The sequence below is a fragment of the Sphingobacterium sp. ML3W genome (assembly GCF_000747525.1).
Taxonomy (GTDB): domain Bacteria; phylum Bacteroidota; class Bacteroidia; order Sphingobacteriales; family Sphingobacteriaceae; genus Sphingobacterium.
The window spans coordinates 2,018,115-2,041,155 of record NZ_CP009278.1; the positions used below are offsets into that span (position 1 = coordinate 2,018,115).

Here is a 23,041-nt window from a genome sequence, read left to right on the forward strand (position 1 = left end):
TTTAACTTTTCAAGTTACTTAGCCTTAAATTATGATAGAAGACGATAAAATATTATTAGCCGAATTGTCAGCATTAGTACTTCGTGGAGTTCCGCTTACGGTAGAACAGGAATTGGTTTTGGCCCGATTAGCCATAAATTACCCTGAAGCTGATGCTATGGTTAAAAGGATGGCAAAAAATAGAACAATAGAAACACATATAGACTTTAGAAAATTAGACTTAGATAAAGAATGGTCTGATTTTAATTCGAAACGAAGTTTAAAGAGTAAAAAGGTCAAACAAATTAAATGGAAACGAATTATTTCTGCTGCTGCTTCTATCGTATTAATAGCGAGTTTTTACATGTGGATAAATGGTAATGAAGAGGAAAAGTATATCATAAAAGATGAGTATTACGGGCAAAAAAATGATATTCTGCCAGGTGATACATTAGCTATTTTAGAGATTGAAGGGGATGAACGGTTTATATTGGGAAAAGAGAGTACGGATGATATACTGAGGTTAACGGGAAATAAAGAGGGGGAAATAAAATCCAATTTGAAGCACAAAGTAATAATTCCAAACAGATCGGTGTATCACATGGTTTTGAGTGATGGTACTAAGGTGTGGTTGAATTCAGAATCTAATCTCGAATATTTTGTAAATTTCAGCACAAACGAAAGACGTGTGATACTGCAAGGAGAGGCTTATTTTGACGTAGCTAGTGATTCTAAAAGACCCTTTATAGTTGAAGCTAATCAGATGACTATGCAAGCTGTAGGGACTGCTTTTAATGTGACAGCTTATTCGAAAGAATCAAAAGTTGTTCTAACAGAAGGTAAGTTAAAGGTTAACAGTAAATCTCAAGAAGTTCAAATTGATGCAGGAAAACAAGTTGAAATTAAAAATAATTTATTGCTAGTGGAAAATGTACCTGACATGGAGGGTACAAAGGCATGGATGAATGGTTATTTTTATTTTGATAATAAAGCACTTCAACAGATAATGGAAGAAGTTAGTCGTTGGTACGGTGTGGAGTTACAATATCATGGAGATATTTCTAATAAGAAATATCAAGGTGGAATAAAAAAGGATGTGACACTTGCTAAATTATGTGCAGTATTAACGGAATTGACTGGTTACCAGTTTAAAATAAATGAAAAGAAGCTAATTATAAACAACCTAAATTAAAGAGGAGGAAATATGAATTAAAGACTAAAAAACAGAGGTACTCCAATACCTCTGCTCCAATTGTAAATTAACAAGTATTGTAAACCATTAATTCTTTACCAATCTATGAATAAAAAACTTTATTCACAAGTTTCGTATTGCCCGAAACCTAATAATTCCTTATTGAAAATACTACTCATAATGAAATTAACTTTTTTTATGTTGATTGCTTCAGTTTTGGGTTCTTATGCATCTTCTAATGCACAGGGAATCCATATGAATGTATCTAACTCGAAAATAGAAACCGTTTTAAAGAATATAACCCAACAGACAGGTGTTAGGTTTATCTATGAAACAGGAATATTAAATGATCTTAAAACAACTATTTCTTTAAAAAATGAAACATTAGAACATGTGCTCAAAAAAGTGTTCGCAAATAGTGATTTTAAATATACAATATTTGATCAATCTGTTGTTATCAAAAAACGAGAGCATATTAAAAACAACACTGAACAGTCTCTAGAAATTATCGTAACTGGTAAAGTTTTAGACGAAACTGGAGCAACGATAGCAGGAGTGAGCGTTACTGAATCGGGAACTGCAAATGCAACACAAACAGATTTTGAAGGGAATTTTCGCCTTAAATTAACCAAATCCAATGCCCTCATTGTATTTTCAATGGTGGGATATGAAGAGCAGAAAATAGAGAACAGTAATGCAAGATTGAATGTGGTACTTAAAAAATCTTCTGCTGCTATTGAGGAAGTGGTCGTCGTAGGTTATGGTACTCAAAAGAAAGCCAGTGTGGTTGGAGCAGTACAGACGGTAAAAGTAGATGATCTACGTGTACCTAGTGCTAATTTATCTACTGGTTTTGCTGGAAGATTAGCAGGAGTTGTGGCTGTACAAAGATCCGGAGAACCAGGTGCTGATGGTGCTGATTTTTGGATTAGGGGGATATCCACTTTCAGTGGTATGACATCTCCATTGATCGTGATCGACGGAGTCCGTGCAAGTTCCGGAGACTTGAATACATTGGATCCTGAAGTGATTGAAAGCTTTTCTATTTTGAAAGATGCAACTGCAACAGCACTTTATGGTACAAGAGGGGCTAATGGGGTTATGATTGTGACTACTAAATCTGGCCGTGACTTGGATAAACCAATTATTAATGGACGATTTGAAACCACTTATACATCTCCTACAACGGTTCCCGAATTTGTGAATGGTGTAAATTATATGACACTGTTCAATGAAGCAGTAACCACTAGGAAAACTGGTGAAATCTTATATCCCATTGATAAAATCGATGGGACGAATCGTGGCCTAAACCCTTATTTATTTCCTGACGTAAATTGGTACAATGAGTTGTTTAAAAAAGGTGCATTGAATCAAAATGTCAATTTTAGTGTGCGAGGTGGTGGAAAAAAGATGGATTATTTTAGTAATGTATCTTATAATGGTGAATCTGGTATGCTCCAGAATGTAAAGGACTTTTCATACGATAATAATATCAAAATCAATCGATATGTCCTGCAAAATAACATTAATGTCTACCTGACGTCAACGACCAAAGCAACGGTTAAGGTTAATGCACAATTACGAGATTATCATGGACCCCATACGGGTGCTAATGATTTGTTTGGGTTGATTATGCAAGCTAACCCTGTGGATTTTCCAATTCGATTTCCACAAGATTCTGAATATAGCTATATCAAATGGGGAGGAAGAAGTGGTGGAGCATTTAACAATGGTTTTCGAAATCCATATGCTGAAATGGTAAGAGGATATTCCGACAATTTTCAAAGTACGGTAATGGGTAATATTGAATTGAATCAAAAATTGGACTTTTTTACCAAAGGATTGTCTGCTAGTGGATTATTTTCTTTTAAGAACTGGAGCTCGACAAATACCACACGGTCGGGGGGGTATAATCAATTTGAAGTAGCCGATTACAGTTGGAATAGTGATCATTCGGCTATAGAAAACTATGATTTGCGTCGTGTTGGTGCTGAACAGGTGACCACCTTAAATACCAATACAAGTTCTTCGGGTGATCGACAGATCTATTTGCAGGGTATGATAAACTATGATCGAACGTTTGCAAATGTTCACAATGTGACAGGGATGATACTTTATAATCAAGAAGAGTATAATGTAAATAACCCTTCTGGATTAATTCAGTCTTTACCAAAACGGAAACAGGGTATCGCTGGAAGGATGACTTATGCTTATGACTATAAATATTTAGCTGAGGTAAATTTTGGTTATAATGGTACTGAAAATTTTGCAAAAGGCCATCGCTTTGGTTTTTTTCCATAAGTAGGATTGGGGTATGTTATTAGTAAGGAAGATTATTTTAATGGTCTGTCAGAAACAATTACAAATTTAAAGATAAGAGGTTCTTGGGGATTAGTAGGGAATGATCAAATCAGTAGTGATCGTTTCCTATATTTGTCTGACATTGCTTTGGAAAATGGTGATTTAGGTTATACTACTGGTCGTGATCAAAATGTAACTAGAAATGGTCCAAAGTATTTTCGATTTGCCAATCCTAATATTACCTGGGAGATTGGTGAAAAAATTAATATGGGTCTAGACCTAAGTATTAAAAACAGTTTCAACTTAACTATTGATTTCTTCCGTGAGATGCGCCGTGATATTTTTATGGAGCGAAGAAGTATTCCTGAATTTGTAGGTATCAATCCAAAAGATAAATATATCGATTTAACAACTAAGGTTTTTGGTAACCTCGGGAAAGTGAAAAATCAGGGATTTGATTTATCGCTTGATTATGCTAAACAAGTTTCTAGTGATTTCTCTGTCTCCTTAAAAGGAACATTTACTTATGCTAAAAATACGATTTTAGAATACGATGAACCTGCTTTTACACGATATCCAAATTTATCTCGCGTAGGGCATTCAACTTCAACACCATTATTATATCAGGCAGAACGATTATTTATTGACGATGCTGAAGTGATGAATAGTCCGATACAGAATATAGGTGGATTTATAAGTGCAGGCGACATAAAATATAAAAATTTGGCGGATGCTTATGGTGAGTATGATAATGTAATAGATGCAAATGATCGTATGTATACCGGAAGTCCTGAAATTCCTGAAATTGTTTACGGATTTGGTCCCTCGTTCAGGTATAAAAAGTTTGATTTCTCCTTTTTCTTTCAGGGGGTAGCAAATGCTTCGATTGTGATGAGTGGTTTTCATCCTTTTGGTACTGATGGTACCCGAAGTGTGTTACAGTTTATCGCAGATGACCATTGGAGTGAAGGAAGTAATCCAGATATCAATGCCAAATATCCACGGTTAAGTAAGATGGATAATAGCAACAATACGGTAGCGTCTACATATTGGCAAAGAGATGGTGATTTTCTAAAGTTGAAGAATGCAGAAATTGGTTTTAATCACCGCATGTTTAGGGTATACCTAAGAGGAACAAACTTGTTGACATTTTCTAAATTTAAATATTGGGATCCTGAACAAGGTGGTGGTAACGGATTGCGTTATCCAACGCAACGAGTGGCTAATGTAGGTATACAAGTAAACTTTAATAAGTAGTCCTTTTTAATATTAATTCAAATGAAACACATAGTTATTTTTATACTTATAACACTGTTGGGATTTTCCAGCTGTAATTATCTGGATGTGGTACCAGACGAGAGACCTACAGAGGCCGATGCCTTTAAAGATAAGAATGCTGCAGAGCGTTATCTGTATTCATGTTATTCGTTTATGCCCAAAGAAAGACAGGGTGCAAACCTTTATCAAACATCCGAACTAGCAAGGTCTGAAGAGAATCTTTCGGGTAACTATTCAGTAGCTAATTTAGGAAATTTTACATTTTGGAGCCGTATGTATGGTGGTATCCGTCGCTGCTATACCCTGATCAACAATATTGATCAGGTACCCCACATGGAAGAAGATCTAAAAGCGGTTTATAAAGCGGAAGCAAAATTTCTGATTGCATATTTTCACTTTGTACTATTAAAAGCATATGGACCGATTATTTTGGTAGATGGAGAATTTGATCTTGATATTAAAGAAGATAAATTTCCAAAACGGAGTTCATTTGATGATTGCGTCGATTGGATTGCAAATAAGTACGATGATGCTGAGCATGGACTACTAGATGTACAATCAACTAGTTATTTTGGGAGAGCAACGAAAACTGCAGTAAAAGCACTAAAGGGCAGACTTTTTCTTTATGCAGCTTCTCCATTATTTAACGGCAATAGCGAGTTTTATGCAAATTCTCTTAAAGATACAGAAACTGGTCAACCATTAATGAATTTGACAAAAGAATCCAGTAAATGGGAGCGTGCGTACAAGGCATGCCTTGAGGCGGTAACTTTTGCCGAAAATAATGGTTATAAGCTTTATAATGGTGTACCAACAGAGGAATTACCATTTCCAACTAACCCGGCAGAATGGTCACTGAGAATGACCTATATTGATCGTAATTCTAGTGAAATCATATGGGCAGATACTAGACAAGAGGAGGCGAACGATTTTCAAAATAATGCTACACCACGTCACCCAACAGATGATGGAGCATCGTGGAGTAATAATGCACCTACATTGGATGTCGTGAAAAGATTCTATACAGAAAACGGTTTACCAATAGACGAAGATCCAGCTTATTTTAACAAACAACAGTATTATGCTATCGGTCTTTATGATGGTAGAAGTACAGCGAATCTAAATTTGAAAAGAGAACCAAGATTTTATTCCTGGATATCGTTCCATAATGGTTGGTATGAAATGCAACGTGATGGCCAAAAAAGAATCATAACGAAGTATAGAAACGATGATGTACATGGTAAAGGTAACCGTTCACGAAACTTTACACGGTCTGGTTATTTAGTGAAAAAAAATGTTGGACCTTCTTATGAAACTAGAAATGGTTTCCCAAAATATGCATGGCCTTTGATTCGTCTTGGAGAATTGTATTTAAATCTTGCTGAAGCGGCGATAGAAAGTAATAATCTAACGGCAGGGAAGGAATATTTAGATAAAATCAGAACGCGCGCCGGTATTCCAACTGTTGAAGATGCCTGGAATGGAGTAGCAGCATTGACGCAAGATAAATTGAGACAGATTGTACGTCAAGAAAGATCGATTGAGCTTTTCATGGAAGGTCAATTTGGATGGGATATCAAACGCTGGAAAGTGGCTGAACAATATATGGGACAGAATCCAAAGGGAATGAATATAAATGGAGCATCTGATGCTGATTTCTTTAAAGAAACAGATGTCGTATTGGCTTGGAAGTTTGTTTCACCTAAGAACTATTTACTTCCAATTCAAGATAAGGAATTGAATATCAATCCAAAGTTGGTTCAAAATCCTGGATACTAATTAATTGAAAATCAAATGATGTGTGATAGATTATGAAAAATAAATATAATTTACTTTTATCCTTGATGGTATTTTTATTTAGTGCCTGTAGTACTAAAGACGAAGTGAATATTCCATCGGATGTAACGAATTTGAGGGCAGAGGCGCGCGCTGGTAGTATTATGCTCCGTTGGGATAATCCTTCAGATCTGAATTTTTTATATGTTCCTGTACAATTTAAGAACCCACTTACAGGAGCAATAATCAAGACGAATGTTAGTTATTTAACGGATTCTCTTTTGATTGATGATATCCTTGCTAAAGATGGAGAATATACGTTTGAAATCTATACAGTGGGTGAAGGTGGGGAAAGAGGGGGCAATACATTGCAAGTCAGTTGTACGGCATTACCACGCACTCCTGTGGTTACTGAGCACGCTGAGAAGATTGATTTTCAGGTAAGTGCTCTTTCTGCTAATGCTTCAGATCCAACTGAGGGCAATTTAGCGAACTTAATCGATGGCGATTTGAAAACGCATTATCATACCAATTGGCATGAGAAAATACCCTTTCCTCAATGGATACAATTTGACTTGAAAGAACCTGTGGAAGGGGTAAAGTTCGTCTCTTGGAACAGAAACGGTAGTAATAATGCGAACGCCGAAGAAGTATATATTACGGGTAGTAATGATGGAGAAAATTGGGTTGAAATTGGTAGAATATTGCCTGATGAATTACCTACTACTGGGGGAGCTAAGTTTGAGTCTAAAATGTTTTATAAGCAGGATATGACGTTTACCAAAATTCGGTATAATGCCAAAAGTGGTGTTGGAGGTAAAGCGTGGTTCAGTATTGCTGAGCTCGAATGGTATAAAACATGGGTAGTAGTAGTGGACCCTGAGCGTAATTAATGAAATTTTAAGTTGGAATTAGCATTTAAATATGCGCCAAGTAGTTTTAAATAACGATAAATAAAAATTTACTGAAATGAACTTGAAATCATATATAATACTTATAGCACTGTCAATCTTCTTTGTGCAATGTAAAAATAATCCTTTTGAAATTGATGAGCCTATCCCTGTTAAATATGAGCCTGGGATACCTGATGAGATTGAGGGCGATAGTCTGATAAAAATTGTAAGTGGAACGGCATCATCTTTTCAACAAGGTGAGGGAATTGAACTATCTTTTGACGGTGATTTAAAAACGATATACCATTCCCCTTGGAGTGGTAGCAAACTTCCGATTACATTGGAATTTAACTTTGGTGAACCTCAAGATATAGATTATTTGGTCTATAAACCAAGAACAAATAGTAACAATGGCCTCATAGGAGAGTTTGAATTGTGGTATTTGGCGGATGGAAGTTCGGAATATACCAAAGTTGGGGATTACGATTTTCAACAACAGGCAAGGGTTGCAACCATTACTTTCTCTGATGTGATAAAAGATGTACAATCTTTTAAATTTGTTGTAAAGACCGGGTATAATAATTTTGTTAGCTGTGCTGAAATGGAATTCTATCAAAAAGGAGCAGGAATTGAAGGGTTATCTGAAATCTTTGCTGATGAAACTTGTTCTGAATTGAAAGCTGGCGTTGGTCAATTGCAAATCAATGCAATGAAAAACTCATTCTTTAAGGCAATTGCACAGAGTTTGCATCATAAAAATTACCCCGGTGAATTTAGGATCCAAGAGTATCAAGCTTATCCTAGTGTACAAAGTACTGCTAAATCTTTGAAAATAGGACAATATAACCCATTTGAAAACCCAACAGGTATCTATTTTTCTGCTGGATCTGAAGTCGTAATTCTTGTAGGAGATACAAAAGGAGAAGAAGTTTCACTTAAGGTACACGATTTCGATAGCCATGCTGATGGATCCTACAACTTAAAAATGGGTTTAAATAAAGTTAAGATTACCAATGATGGTCTTGGTTATATCTCTTTTTATACGGACAATTATAAAACAGCATTACCTGTTAAAATTCATATTCCAAGTGCAGAAGTGAATGGATATTTTGATAAATCAAAACATAACCGTGAGGATTGGACTAAATTATTAAATGCATCTGTTGCGGGTTTTTTTGATATTAAAGGAGAGTATGTAAATTTAGCTTATTCAACTCCTGAGCTTAAACTTTATTGTGATGATGGCCTTGCTTTGATTAATTTTTATGACGAGGTTGTTAAGATGGAATTCGACATCATGGGGCTTACTAAATATAATAAGATTCCAAAGAATCATATGTTTGGACGTACTGTTGAATCGGGTCTTTTTGCAGATGGATGGGGAGCGGCTTTTGCTAGAAATACAATGAAAGAATTGGCAAATCCTGAGGTTTTAAAAACGAAAGGAATTTGGGCGATAGCACATGAGTTTGGACATGTTAATCAAATAAGACCTGGATTGAAATGGGTAGGTACTACCGAAGTGACCAACAATATTTATTCCGTAATGTTGAGATACCATTTTACTCCAAATAACCTGAACTTAGAGCAAGAACGCGTAAATGATGGTGATAATAATCATGTTTTAGGAGGACGCTTTAATTCGTTCCTAAATTACGGAGTGGTTAAAGGAGAGCAGTGGCAATGTCAAAAAGGTCAAGATAAGATGACAGGCTATGAAAATGGTGGTGATCCTTTTGTCAAACTAAGCCCAATATGGCAGTTATTATTGTATTATGATATTGCTGAAGGAACTTCATGGCGTAAACAGGGCTGGTACGCAGATGTTGCTGAAATTGTTCGGAATTCCAATGAATCAAATTTGAGCAACGGTCAATTACAGCTTAATTTTATGAAAAATGTCTGTGATATTGTACAAGAAGATTTGACTGACTTCTTTGTGAAAGTTGGAATGTTGAAGCCTATTGATAAGCTTATAGAAGATTATACAAAGGCACAGCTTACAATAACGCAAGCAGATTGTGATCAATTGATTCAATATGCTAAAAAGTATAATAAACCTAAGAGTCCAGTGGTATATTATCTTACTGCTAATAGTTTGGATGCATATCAAAAGCAATTGTCTGTTATTGGGAACTTTAACCAAGGAGTGACTATGCAGATGGATAAAGGTTATGGTTATATTGATCATAATGTTTGGAAAAATGTTGCTGTATTTGAAACATATAAAGGCGATGAGTTGGTGAAAGTAGCAATGGTTGGCACTGATTCACCTGATAAAAGTAGCACATTAGTACGGTACCCTCAAGATGCAACTCGTATAGAAGCCGTGGCTTGGAACGGCGATAGAACACTAGTATATGGAAATAGATAATCATGACAATGTGTGATACGCTGTCAAATGGTTTAACAATAAAATTTCAATTTTTTTTTATTTAAATCAAAACTAGTAGTAAGTACCTTAGAAATTTTCAAGGTGCTTACTAATAGTTCTTTTAGTGCAATATTACTTAATCAATACTGTTTATTGAATCTTGGAATATGAATATTATTCTTAATCGTAATGTATTAATATGAATCAGCTTACTGAAACAAGAATGAATTGGCTAGGATTCACAAGGAATCTAGTAACCATGTTGAAATGGTCTGTGAGCGTATTTGAATCCCCAAGGTATTGCCTATTAAAAAAGGTCAAATTGAACAGGAGCTTTACTCAAAACTCCAGATATAAATAACCTAACAAATTAATTCACATTAAATATTTTTTAATGTGAATCTATATATGCAGTATCTAATAATAACATAAATATGAAAAGAAACTTTTTAATGGCAATAGGCTGCAGTATGCTCTTATTTGCATCGCCAATTTTTGCCCAAAAGAAATCACAGAATACGTTTACCCCATTATTTGATGGGAAAACCTTTGAAGGCTGGCGCGTATTGGGAGGAAATGCGAAGTACAGTATAGAAGATGGTGTCATCGTAGGAGAAATGACCAAAGGTACACCCAATTCCTTTTTAGCAACAGATAAAGAGTACGGTGATTTTATCTTGGAACTTGAGTTCAAAATTGAAGGAACAGAAACCAATTCAGGAGTTCAGATCCGAAGTCATATCAATCCACAAGGGAATAAGGGGCGTGGCCGTGTATTCGGAAAACAGGTAGAAATCGATCCAAGTGAAAGGGCTTGGTGCGGTGGACTATATGAAGAAGGTACAGATAGAAGTTGGATCTATCCGTTGGGTTTATATGAACCTGCTCAAAAAGCATTTAAAGCGGATCAATTTAATAAACTTAGGATAGAGGCTATTGGTGATGAGGTGCATGTATGGATGAACGATCAGCCAACGGCTGCTGTTATCGACACCATTGATAGAAAAGGGATCATTGCACTGCAAGTGCATAGCATACCAGAGCGCTTAAATGGTAAAAAAGTTTATTTTAAAAACATAAATATCAAGACAGAAGCACTCTCTTTTACCAAACTTCCGAAGGATATGTTCATTGTCAACCTCAAGAAAAATAATCTTTCACCTGATGAGAAAAAATCTGGTGTGAAGTTGTTGTTCAATGGCGTGAACAACAATGGCTGGCGCAGTATCGATGCTGCACATTTTCCTAAAAAAGGGTGGCAAGTGAAAGATGGTGAAATCATGGTTTTAAAATCGGATGGTGGCGAAGCAACCAACGGCAGAGACATCATCACCGAAAAACAGTACCGCGCATTTGATCTTTCTTTTGAATTTCAATTGACTCCTGGAGCGAATAGTGGTGTGAAATATTTTGTCACTCTAAAAGAGCAAACGAAAGGATCGGCTATTGGCTTAGAATATCAAATTTTAGATAATGAAAAACATCCGGATGCTAAAATGGGTAAAGACGGCAATCGTACTATGGCTTCATTATATGATTTGATTACATCGAGTCGCGATGGAAGAGCGCCAAGAGAAATTGGCGAATGGAATAGAGGGCGTATCGTTGTTACGCCAGATAATCAAGTCACGCATTATTTGAACGGAATTAAAATGCTTACCTATAAACGTGGTTCAGCAGATTTCAAGAAAATTGTTTCAGGTAGTAAATATAAAGATTGGCCTAATTTCGGCGAAGCTGAAAAAGGGCATATTCTACTACAGGATCATGGTGATGCAGTTCGTTTTAGAAGTATTAAAATCAAGGAGCTGAAATAATGACACAGATATCAAGAAGAAATTTTCTGCGTAATACAGCATTAGCAGGCGGTGGTCTGCTGATGGCCGATAGCGTATTGGCAAATGCGAAACTGGCCAAGCCAAATGAACGTGTAAATCTGGCGTGTATAGGTATTGGTAACCGTGGCGCAGATATTATCAAAGATCTGTATCAGACAGGACTATGTAATGTGGTTGCATTATGTGATGTAGATCTAGAAGCGCCGCACACTGTCGAGATCTTAAAGATGTTTCCTAATGTTCCCCGGTTTAAGGATTTTAGGCAAATGTTCGATAAAATGAGCAATCAGATTGAGGCAGTATCAATTGGGACACCTGATTTTTCCCATTTCGCACCGACAATGATGGCTATCGATCTGGGGATACATGTGTATGTTGAAAAGCCAATGGCGAGTACCTTTTGGGAAGTGGAGCTCATGACTCAAAAAGCAAAGAAATTCAATAAAGTAGTTACCCAAATGGGTAACCAAGGGCACTCAGAAGCAAATTATTTCCAATTTAAAACATGGAAAGAAGCGGGGATCATTAAAGATGTGACCCGTATCGATGCGCATATGAACTTTGCTAGACGTTGGCATACTTGGGATGCTAATATTACAGGATTTCCATATCCAGAACGCATTCCAGCCACCTTAGATTGGGATATATGGCAGATGCAAACCTTAGGGCATGATTACAACAAAGATTTTGTGAACGGACAATGGCGTTGTTGGTTCGATTTCGGAATGGGAGCATTAGGTGATTGGGGTGCACATATTTTGGATACCTCACATGAGTTTTTACAATTGGGACTACCGACACGTTTGGAAGCCGTCAAATTGGTGGAACATAATTCATACTTTTTTCCAAAATCATCTACTTTAAGATTTAAATTCCCAAAAAGAGGAAACATGCCCGCTGTTGACATCAACTGGCATGATGGACTGAATAATTTCCCAGAGATTCCAGCAGGTTATGGAGTATCGGGTTTAGACCCTAATATCCCACCGCCAACGACAGGTAAAATGGAATCTGTACAGCTGAACCCCGGTAAGATAATCTACAGTAAAGATTTGACATTCAAAGGAGCCTCACATGGGAGTACGTTACAGATCATACCCGAAGAAAGAGCTAAGGAGATGGCGAAATCATTACCTGAAATTCCAAAGTCGCCATCTAATCATTTCGCTAATTTCTTAAAAGCTTGTAAAGGCGAAGAAAAAGCACGTTCAAGGTTTGAAGTAGCAGGTGAATTGAGTCAAGTATTTTGTTTAGGTGTTATCGCGCAACGACTGAACACAAGTTTTGATTTTGATCCTATTAAGAAAGAAATCATCAAGGATCGTTTTGCAAATGCCCTGCTTTATGGACCTCCTCCAGCAAAAGGATGGGAACAGTTCTACAAAGTTTAGAGAGATTAATCGCTTTCGAATTAAAATACACTATAAATTTTATAGTGTATTTTAAACTTTCATCTAATCTTGATCATAAAAGATATACATAATACCATACCTATATTTTTTATGACTCCGATATTTTTTTACTACTTATAGTACCGGAATTAAACTGATTGCGCTAATTTCTGGTAATGCGTCTCCTGAGATTTCAAGTGCTTTAAGTTGCACTTTTAATGCTGTGTCACCTAGAGATTGTTGCGATACCTCAAATGCTCCTGTTTCGATTTCGATAAACTGATTTCCTTTGGATCCTTTTAGTTGGTATGTCAAGTTGTTATTTCCGAGTGATAGCGAAATCATTCCAGATCGCTGTTCGTTAGGAAGATAATTGATGACAACCTTATAAGTTCCTGGACGTTGAATTTTAACATCCCATACAACCTGATCTGTTTTCTTGGACCAATTGCCAATAGCATTAGGTCGAGTATGATCATGTGTAGTAGCACCAATGAGTTTAATTCCACCATCGCCAATTAACTTAGCATTGTTGGCAGTCAGTATGATACGTCCATCTTTTTGAGTTTGTACCTGTTGCTGGATCACTTCTGGAGTACCCTTGATCTCCGCAACGACAACAAGTGGCATGCGTCCTTTGAAGTCTACGGGTAATTGGATTGTTTTTCCTGAAGATGTCTTCGTTACTTTTAGGGATTTTTTGGCACTTCCCATTAAATAAGCTTTGTTGATTGAACTTGCTAAGGGTATTTCTATTGCCCCATTCGATGGTATATCAACTATATGGAAATAAAGTTTTCCGTCTTTTTGGGTACAATAACCCCAATCCAGTCCCTGAAATGGACTTGCAGTAGTACCATATATCGATTCGCTGTTGACTTTCATCCATTGGCCGATATCTTTAAGTAGGGTGGTAGCCTGTTCTGGAATAGCACCTTCGCCATCTGGCCCTACATTAAGTAAGAAATTGCCTCCTTTGCTCACTGTCTCTAGAAACAGGCGCATGGTCTGGTCAAATGACTTCCAGTTTTGGTCGTGTGCACTATAACCGTAGCTTTCATTCATGGTATGGCTCACCTCCCAATCCATTCCTGGGAGACCGGTCGGTGGTATGTATTTTTCGGGAGTCCCAATATCACCATTCTTGTTTTCTAGACCATCCCAGAATCGGTTATTGACAATGACCTGTGGTTGCCATTTGATCAGATCCGTGAGGATACGTTTTGTTCCCCAGCTCTCACCTTGACGATTCTTACTACTATAATCGAGCCATAGGACGTCCAGTCCGCCATAGTTATTAGCGAGTTCCTTTACCTGTCCGTATAGGTAATCTTTATAGACTTCATGATTCGGTGTATACCCTGTAGGATTGGGGTTCAGATAAGACAGACCTTCATAGGAATCTGGGTGCTGCCAATCCAAAAGCGAATAATAAGCTCCAGCTTTTAGACCTTTTGCACGAAAGGCTTTGACGACTTCTCCATAAAGATCACGACCCTTTGGAGAAATGTTGGTGCCACCTGTGATGTCATTTTTTAATGAATAGGGTTGTTGGCTATTGAAGATAGAAAACCCCTCATGGTGACGAGAAGTTATGATGACGTATTTCATACCTGCTTCCTTGGCCAAGGAAGCCCAAGCCGTCGCATCAAATTTTGCAGCTGTAAATTTAGGTTTCAATACCTCAGCATAAGGGGTGCTAGGTACTTTTGCCCAAGCTTGTATCCATTCAGCATAATGCTGAGGATACTGTTTCCCATCCCAACTACCAGCGGCAGCACTATATAGTCCCCAGTGGATAAATAGACCAAATCGAGCTTCTCGAAACCATTCCATGCGGCTATCTTTGGTTTCTTCCCAGCCCGGGACTCCTTCGTATGGAATGGATGAAGCTTGCCCATGAACCGACAATGTTGCGGCCGATAAAAGACCTAGCAGTGTGATTTTCTTAATTATTTTCATTTAAGGTTGTGATTATAGGTTTAAAAATAGCACATACTTTTCATGTATGATACTTATTTTTTGATATGTGTGTCTTTGAATAGAAATTCTGCCCAAATAGGTTTGTGATCAGATAGGAGGTCTGGTAATTCAATGATTCCGCCGTCCTTGACCTTGATGGACTTATTGTTTTTAAATAAGATGTGGTCGATAACCCCAAATTTCTCTTTGGTATACTCATCCCAAGAAGTCCATTGCCCAGTAAGATCTTTGTTTAAAGAGACCCACGTATTTCCGAAGTTGTTTTTCTCAAATACGGACATTACAGGGTTGTCAATATGGTTGTTGAAATCTCCCATTACGAAGACCTGAGGTGTCTCTTCTTTCAATAAAATCTGTTCAGCTAGGTATTTAGCTTGCGAAGTGGGAGGGGTGTCGCCCCAACCGCTGATATGAAGGGCATAAATAGCAATCGGCATTTCATTGATTACGGTCACGGCCCTGACCGTACTTGCCGGTAACCAACCTTCTCCATATACCTGATATTCTTCCGTTTTGATCAGGGGTGTTTTACTCAGGATACTTTTATATTTGTCCTTATGGTCAGCAGAAGAAGTTGTTCCCGTATAGCTATACTTCATCCCTAAGACTTGTCCGACACGCATGGTCCAATCTCCACCCGGCACTTCGTTAAAACAGATAATATCCAAATTCCATTTCTTAAACATTTCGCCGATGTCCTCTGCGCTAGCATGATGGCCAAATTCAACATTGAATGATGCAACGCGTAAATCAATATTACCTTGACCATTCTTTTTCTGCTGTTGTGAGAAACAGGTAAATGCTATGCCTATCAACCAAGTGAAGACTAAAAAAGATTTCATTTTTATTATATGTAAAATTGTAAATAAATCGATACATCCATCAGCTTATGAGTTGACGGATGTATCAGGTGAATTTAAGTTGCTATTTTTTTAACAACCACATCAAGTCATTATTATCATCTTTTCCACTATATTGACGTTGCAATGCCTCTTTAATATTTGCAGAGTTTTCGTTGTATTCATTTTGAGGATAAGTCCATCTTTTTGGAAGTTGACTGACAACTTGATTCATATTTGTATTGGGGTTAATAGGTAGTCTAGGAAAGTCAGTTCTTCTATTTTCATAGTAGCCATCCCATGGATTCTGGAGGAAGTAGATAAAATATTTCTGCTGAAAAATCTTATTCAGTTTAGTTGCTCTGTCGCCAATATAAGAAGCCTTAGGGCTTTTGAGATAGCTATCGATGAAGTCGTCGGAAATGGCGGGGCGTTCTTTTACAAATTCCGCAGGCGTATTTGCTTTCACAAAAGACATGGCTGCTCTCACTCCTTTTTCGTAATATGCTTTTGCATCTCCCTGTGCCCAACCACGTTCTATACCTTCTGCGATGTTAAAGCACTGTTCTGCATATCCAATACGGACAATAGGTTCGCCCGCTGGGTTATTTAAAGCCATGTATCGATTATTTAGACCTGTATATTTTTTTTCGTCATATAATTTTGTGATTTCATTAAAAGGCGATGAAGGGTCGATGGATACGTAAGCATTGAAATCGTCCTTAGTTTTGCCCTGACTCGTCATATATACTGCAGGCTCGGCAAAGTAGAACAGCCTATTGTCTCGATAGATCTTTAAGGAGTCCACGAGGTTGCTGGATAGCATGACATAGCCGTTACTACGTGCATTCAAGTCATTGAAAGGGTAGATCTGACTGCCTTTATTGGAATAAACCAACTGTAGGTTTTCTTCGTTTTTCTCCAGTAAAATACGTTGGTTAAGTAATTCTGCAAATTGCTCTTTCACTTTTAGTTCAACGTCTGCTTCATGTACATGTAAATTGATCAGTACTTTTATTTTGAATGCATTGACGACCTTCATCCAGTTAATAGGATTGCCGTTTAATAATGGGTCACCATCAAAAGGAATATTCAAAGCAAAACGTTCATTGGCAAGATCCAGATCACGAAGTACGTGCTGCATGACCTCTTTTTGGGTGTCATATTTAGGTTTTACTATTCCTTCAGATTCACCAAGAGAAGCCTCACTATAAGGAATATCTCCAAGATCTAAAGAGAGATAAAATAATTGGTACGCTCGGATAAAAGCACCTAACCCTTCGTACGAGGGGCGTACACTTTCCGCAGCATTCTCGATCATCTTGTTTACATTACGTAGGTTGCCATATGCACCAAAAGAACCGGTAGCAAATTTATTGTATTGGTAATCGCGTATCAGTTCTGCTGTTAATGCATGTTTGCTTAAAAAATTATGGTCAATAAAAGATCCATATTCCTGATCTTGCTTCGTCATACCGATCAATAGCCCAGTAGCTAGCATGCCTGATGTTACCTGTGTACTTGCATTGGGGTTTGTATTGATATCGTCAAAGTTGGAGCATGACCACAGTGTCATTAGAGATAATCCTATGCAAATCGATGATTTTATATTGTTGTTCATAAAAATGTCTATAAGGGTGTTAAAAAGAAAACCTAAAGTTAAAGCCCAAGTACCTCATGGAAGGAGAATTAAGATTATCGCTGCCTTTATCGGGGTCGGAGTATTTAAATTCTTTGGTCCATAAGAATAGATTGTTACCAACAGCAGCAATCCTAAAATCATTTACACCTAGTTTTTTTGCGAATGTGGTAGGAACATTATAGCTTATAGCTACTTCTCTTAATTTAAAAAAGCTTTTGCTGAAGAAATTTTGAGGAGCGCTTTCATAAGAGTCACCTTGGTATTGTCTGATATAATTCTCGTAAGAGACTTCCTTGTCATTTGGCGCATAGGTGCGATTATCCGAAATTACTTGGCCATATTCATCCCGTTCAATAGTTCCCGACACTACTTGAACGCCCTTTCCAATGTAATTGTTTAAGCCGTTTACCACTTGGTCATAGCGCCATTTGTTGTCACTTTCTATATGAGAGCCCGAGTTCCACATGGCCTGCTCAGTTCTGTTATAAGCAACACCACCCACACTACCGTCAAATGTGATATCCAACATGAAATGTTTGTATTGAAAAGAATTGGTAAAGCCCCATACCCAATCAGGAGAGGAGTATCCCATTTTTCCGATTTTTCGGATATTGATGGGTAATCCGTTCGATCCATGAACAATGTTTCCTTTACTGTCTGTATCCCAAATGTAATGCGAGGTAGTGGCTACGTCCGTTCTTTCACCTACACCTGCCCATGGATATTTAGAAGAATACTTTTCATCCAATTTCTTATATACTTGTCTATCCAATGCCCAATTGAAAAGCGTGTTCCAAGAGAAGCTATCATTTTTCATTATTTTTCCACCGATGGTCACCTCGACACCTTTATGCTCCAATTGTTCATCCGTATTCAGGTAGATACTTGAAAAGCTTGAAGCTTCGCTCAAAGGGGCACGTGTAGCAAAATCATAGCGTAGCTTATTATAATAAGTTAAGTCTAACCATAAGCGATTCTTAAGAAAGTTAGCTGCGGTTCCGATTTCGTACGAACGGGAACTCTCTGGGCGTAGTGCAAATCCACGGATACTACCTGGATAGTAGGCTGCATTAAGTCCATCCCATATGTTGGTTGACATGGAATACGTATTATTCGTTTCGTATACTCCGATGTCATTTTTGGTTTTGGTCCATGAACCTCTAAGCTTCCATAAGTCCAGCCATTGTGGCTTTTCGAAGATTTCGGAAAGGATCAAACTACTGGATATGGATGGATAGAAATAAGAACGAGTTGATGAAGGAAGTGTACTGGACCAATCATTACGTGCAGTTATATCTACATAAAACATATTATCCCATGATAATGTAGCTTTTCCGAAAATACTGTTGACCTGTTTTTTTGAACCGCCCTGTCCTGTCGTTGCTGGATCAACAGATGCATTGATTGAATAGAAACCCGGAATGGATAACCCATTTTTTGTCTCGCCCCATACATTACTTCCTTGACGGTAATATAATGTGCTACCGATCAACGCATCAATTCCTAATTTACCGATCTTATGATTTCCCATTATTATCAAATCAGTATTGGAGCTAAATGCCGTTTCTTGATCCATTTTATAGTATCCTTTCTTGTTGGATATTAAACTTTTCGCATATTTCCATTCCTCCTTATCCGAGTAATAATCAAAACCTGATCGCAATGTGAAATTCAACCAAGGTTTGACATCGTATTTCATGGACATAAATCCGTTGGTCACATCATAATCATTGCTATGGCGCTTTTCATTAGCGATGAAATAGGGGTTGTCATACCAATTGTTGTCCATCCAGTTTTGTTGTATGCCTTCTTTACCTTTTACCCAATAGTTCTTATAATCTCGAATATCAAATTCAGGTCCTGACCATACCAGTAGATTGTAGATATAACCTCCAGAGCCATAGCCCGTACCCGAATTGTTCGGATAGAATCGTTTGTTATAGGTCATGTTACCTTCGAACGTGAATTTGTCCACTTTCATATCACCTCCAACAGTGTACGTGAGTTTATTCAGTTTTGATCCTGGATATTGTCCTTTGTTATAGACATGGGTCAGTGAGGAACGGAAACTTCCTTTTTCTCCCTGATGCGATATACCAATATTGTTATTGGTAATGAACCCCGGTTCTAGAAAATTGGTCAGATTATCCTTGCCTTTGGAAACGAGTGGAGCTTCACCCCATTCGTAAGTATAGGGGTCATATTGTAAAGCAGTACGACCGATATCCAATTTGTCACCCCATACAAAATCGCCAGAGCCGTATTTACCTGCACCACCCGAACTGTATGATTTTTGGACCTTGGGTAATGCAAGATAACCTGCTTCAAACATCGTATTACTATTAACAGCGACCTCTAAACCACCTTTTTTGTTACCTTTTTTAGTGGTTACGATCACAGCACCACTTCCACCTCTCGAACCATATAATGCTGATGCGGTAGCCCCTTTTAAAACGTTTATACTTTCAATATCATCGGGAGCAATATCTCTTAAAGAGATATTGGTATAAGGCACACCGTCTATGACAAGTAAGGGCGACTCGCCTCGAAGACTCATAGTTGGCGCTTCGTTAAATTCAGAACTGCTCTGAATATGCAGGCCGGCAATTTTACCTATCAGCCCAGATGTAGCATCTACATTTTTAACAACATTCATTTGATCCCCCCGATACTTTCTGGATCGCGTATCCCAATCCCTTTTCTGATCTCTTTATACCCAAAGCGGTAACGACAACTTCTTCGAGCTGAGCTTGATTCTGCGTCATTATTATCGTTAATTTTTCCTGATTTGCGATAGTGATATTTTGAGATTGAAAGCCCATATAACTTAATATTAGGACAGATCCTTTGAAGACTTGTACTTTGAAAAATCCATTTTCATCTGCTTTAACAGTGCGATGGGGCATATCCTTGATCTGAATAGTTACTCCAGGAAGGGCTAGACCTTTGTCATCGAGAACTTTGCCTTCAACGGTAAAATCTTGCTGTATGGCATCAATTTTACTTGGGGCTTTATCTTCTTCCGAAATGATGATGTTTTTTTCAATGATGGCGTAAGTTAATCCATTATGCATTATCGCCGCTTTTAATGCTTCTTGAATACTAACGTTTTTTACATTAATATCGATGGGCTTGATTTTATCCAAAAGCTTGACATCGATTAATGTATTGTAGCCTGTTTGTTTTCTTATTTCCTTGAAAACATAATTAATGGAAATATTTCTTTTGTCTAATGTGAACTTTTGAGCATAAGTCGCTGCTCCCACATTTAAGGAAAGAAATAAATAAAGAAAAAACACTTTCATAATGATGAGATATTTGCCAATGTTTCGACAAGGAATTTGGTCATGAAAAAATCTGGTATAAATTTTATACATTTGAATTGGTATTAATAATTGGTTCATCTTTTTGTTGATATTCGAGCAGTTGTCCTAGACAACTTATGTCAGAAGCGTTCCAGCGCTTCTGATTTTTTTCAGGTTATGGCAGTCTTATTCTTCTACGATTATTGTCCTCCCTTCAAGTTTAAATTTTGCAATTCCGGTTAGTTGTAATGCTTTTATCAATGTACTTGGACTTTCCATTCTAGAAATGGTGCCTTCAAATTTTCTATCTTCTAACTTTCCTTTGAATTTGATATCAAGATCATACCACCGGCCTACTTTTTCCATCACACCGTGGATATCCTCTCTATGGAATATAAAATATCCATTTCTCCACGACATTGCATCAGCTGTGTCTATCTGAATCAATTTAATAGGATCAGACTTTATTGTGGATACAATAGCTTGCTGACCGGGAGTCATGATGACAGGTGATGAGCGTTGCGCTAAAGCGTTGTTGCTGATTTGGACAGAACCTTCTAGTAAAGTTGTTTTTATTTCAGGATCGGAAGCATATGCCGATACATTAAAATGTGTACCGAGTACTTTTACCTCTACTTGATTAGCGTGTACAATAAAAGGGCGTTTGCTATCTTTCGCAATTTCAAAGTATGCTTCCCCTTCAATATGCACTGTACGGTTATTGGGTGCAAATGGTATATGGTAAGTTAGTGAGCTCATCGCATTGAGCCATACTTTACTACCGTCAGGCAGGGTTACTTGATACTCACCTCCTTTGGGAGTGTTTATGGTGTTTGAAATGGGGGTGTCGTTAGCCAATGGATTATGAAGATTATATTCATAACGAATAGTTCCATCTGCAGTTTTTCGGATGATGATACCCTTTAGTGTTAGCGCTTGACCATTTTGAAGATCATCAAGATTGATTACCGTTCCATTTGATAATTTCAGTGTTGCTTTCTTACCCCAGGTCATTGCCTCTTGGTTTATGCTTGCAGAAGATGCCGTTTTAGCTATATTTTCAACTTGGTTATTCCAGGTCAGATAGCTAATGAATGAAACTAAGGCAATTGCAGCAGCAACACTCGACCAGTACCTCTTCATGCTATCGAAAATGGATTGTTTTTTAGTAATAGAAGTATCCGTGATTTGTAGGTGGATATGGTCTAGCAAGATTTTAGCATCTTCTAAATTATGATGTTCTTCTATGGTAGCATCTTGAATAAAGTGCTCATGCATCAATGCTCTTAGTTCAGTGTCTTCATACTCCTCTAAATATTGTAATATCCATTTTTTTTCGTCGTAAGACCAAATAGGTTTACGCAATAAATCAATGATTTTGGTTTTTATGTTTGTCATTATTTAATCTGGTCAGCTCTTTTATCTATCTCTCGATTAGGTGCTACAAATTAATGCTGCAAGAATCTATTATAAATACAAAGAGAAGATTGAAATGGGGGGGTGTGAAAAAAAATAAAATTTTATGGAATAGATTAGGAGTTATAAGACTGGTATAGGTACAATAAATATAGAAGTGTTGTACCAGAAGGTTGACCATTTAATCTTACATAGCTTTTTACATTTGCAACTGCACCTGAAAGGTATTCCTTCACCGTATGTTTCGATATATTCAATTCAATGGCAGTTTCTTCATAAGTTTTCCCCTGTAGTTTACAGAGGTCAAACACTTTTCTTTTTTGTGGTGAAAGTTGATTGATTGCTTTGTCAAGTAAGTCTAAATGATCTTTCTCAACATCAACAGTATCATTGGTTTCGACTTGTAGATCTTCGTTATATTCGTCAAATATGAGTGACTTTCTGATGTTGTTTTTAAGTAGGTTGATTGATTTGTTATAACTTACAGTGAAAAGCCATCCGATTATCTCCCTATTTGAGTCAATATCATTCCGTTTCTCCCATAGTGTTACAAATACATCCTGAAGTATATCTTTTGTCGCATCACTGTTTTTTAATAATTTGTAAATATTAGCGTACAGGCGCGATTGGTATTTCCAATAAATAGCATTGAAAGCTTCTATATTACTATTTTTAAGCCTAGTAATTAGAATCTTATCTTCATAATTTTCCACTTAAATCTATTTGTATGTGACGAATATAATTAAATGAATATCAAAAAAAAAATTATGTCAATAATTGAACATGGAGTTAACAATTAGCTAACATTGAGCAATATGTGCATTTATCTTTTAA

15 protein-coding genes are annotated in these 23,041 nt (G+C 37.2%); 8 read left to right on the top strand and 7 right to left on the bottom strand.

Features of this window, described 5'->3' with window-relative positions:
- Positions 1-31 precede the first annotated feature (31 nt).
- The 8 genes from KO02_RS08760 to KO02_RS08790 all read left to right on the top strand — a co-directional run bounded on the left by KO02_RS08760 (position 32) and on the right by KO02_RS08790 (position 13,022).
- Positions 32-1,171 (top strand): FecR family protein, encoded by a 1,140-nt coding sequence (locus tag KO02_RS08760; RefSeq protein ID WP_038697615.1) that lies wholly within the window; start codon positions 32-34, stop codon positions 1,169-1,171.
- A 180-nt stretch (positions 1,172-1,351) separates the two neighbouring features.
- Positions 1,352-3,472 (top strand): SusC/RagA family TonB-linked outer membrane protein, encoded by a 2,121-nt coding sequence (locus KO02_RS23940; protein WP_200878619.1) that lies wholly within the window; start codon positions 1,352-1,354, stop codon positions 3,470-3,472.
- A 6-nt stretch (positions 3,473-3,478) separates the two neighbouring features.
- Positions 3,479-4,729: a hypothetical protein gene (locus KO02_RS23945; RefSeq protein ID WP_200878620.1), complete on the top strand. Its 1,251-nt coding sequence runs from the start codon at positions 3,479-3,481 to the stop codon at positions 4,727-4,729.
- Positions 4,730-4,750: 21 nt separating this feature from the next.
- A complete protein-coding gene (locus tag KO02_RS08770; RefSeq protein WP_038697617.1) occupies positions 4,751-6,529 on the top strand; it encodes a RagB/SusD family nutrient uptake outer membrane protein in 1,779 nt (592 codons plus the stop codon).
- Positions 6,530-6,561: 32 nt separating this feature from the next.
- Complete coding sequence (locus KO02_RS08775; RefSeq protein WP_038697619.1) at positions 6,562-7,419, top strand: discoidin domain-containing protein; 858 nt, start codon at positions 6,562-6,564, stop codon at positions 7,417-7,419.
- 76 nt (positions 7,420-7,495) lie between these two features.
- Positions 7,496-9,793: a M60 family metallopeptidase gene (locus KO02_RS08780; protein WP_051959823.1), complete on the top strand. Its 2,298-nt coding sequence runs from the start codon at positions 7,496-7,498 to the stop codon at positions 9,791-9,793.
- 434 nt (positions 9,794-10,227) lie between these two features.
- The gene (locus KO02_RS08785) at positions 10,228-11,610 is read left to right on the top strand and encodes a DUF1080 domain-containing protein (protein WP_038697621.1); all 1,383 of its coding nucleotides are present in this window, start codon (positions 10,228-10,230) and stop codon (positions 11,608-11,610) included.
- Positions 11,610-13,022: a Gfo/Idh/MocA family oxidoreductase gene (locus tag KO02_RS08790; protein WP_038697623.1), complete on the top strand. Its 1,413-nt coding sequence runs from the start codon at positions 11,610-11,612 to the stop codon at positions 13,020-13,022. Before KO02_RS08785 ends, KO02_RS08790 begins: the two co-directional genes overlap by 1 nt.
- A 135-nt stretch (positions 13,023-13,157) precedes the next feature.
- Here KO02_RS08790 and KO02_RS08795 read toward each other — a convergent pair whose 3' ends face one another.
- The 7 genes from KO02_RS08795 to KO02_RS08820 form a co-directional block, all read right to left on the bottom strand.
- Entirely contained in the window at positions 13,158-14,984 is a 1,827-nt protein-coding gene (locus KO02_RS08795) for an alpha-L-fucosidase (protein WP_051959824.1), read from the bottom strand.
- Positions 14,985-15,037: 53 nt separating this feature from the next.
- The gene (locus KO02_RS08800; protein ID WP_038697625.1) at positions 15,038-15,847 is read right to left on the bottom strand and encodes an endonuclease/exonuclease/phosphatase family protein; all 810 of its coding nucleotides are present in this window, start codon (positions 15,845-15,847) and stop codon (positions 15,038-15,040) included.
- Between the two features lie 82 nt (positions 15,848-15,929).
- Complete coding sequence (locus tag KO02_RS08805) at positions 15,930-17,465, bottom strand: SusD/RagB family nutrient-binding outer membrane lipoprotein (RefSeq protein WP_038697627.1); 1,536 nt, start codon at positions 17,463-17,465, stop codon at positions 15,930-15,932.
- A gap of 19 nt (positions 17,466-17,484) precedes the next feature.
- The gene (locus KO02_RS08810; RefSeq protein ID WP_200878621.1) at positions 17,485-20,142 is read right to left on the bottom strand and encodes a SusC/RagA family TonB-linked outer membrane protein; all 2,658 of its coding nucleotides are present in this window, start codon (positions 20,140-20,142) and stop codon (positions 17,485-17,487) included.
- A complete protein-coding gene (locus tag KO02_RS23950) occupies positions 20,129-20,791 on the bottom strand; it encodes an STN and carboxypeptidase regulatory-like domain-containing protein (RefSeq protein ID WP_200878622.1) in 663 nt (220 codons plus the stop codon). The genes KO02_RS08810 and KO02_RS23950 overlap by 14 nt, the downstream gene beginning before the upstream one ends.
- Positions 20,792-20,977: 186 nt before the next feature.
- Positions 20,978-22,189 carry a FecR family protein gene (locus KO02_RS08815; RefSeq protein ID WP_051959826.1) on the bottom strand — a complete coding sequence of 404 codons (1,212 nt, stop codon included), beginning with the start codon at positions 22,187-22,189 and terminating at the stop codon, positions 20,978-20,980.
- A gap of 134 nt (positions 22,190-22,323) precedes the next feature.
- Positions 22,324-22,920 carry an RNA polymerase sigma factor gene (locus KO02_RS08820; protein WP_038697629.1) on the bottom strand — a complete coding sequence of 199 codons (597 nt, stop codon included), beginning with the start codon at positions 22,918-22,920 and terminating at the stop codon, positions 22,324-22,326.
- Positions 22,921-23,041 lie beyond the last annotated feature (121 nt).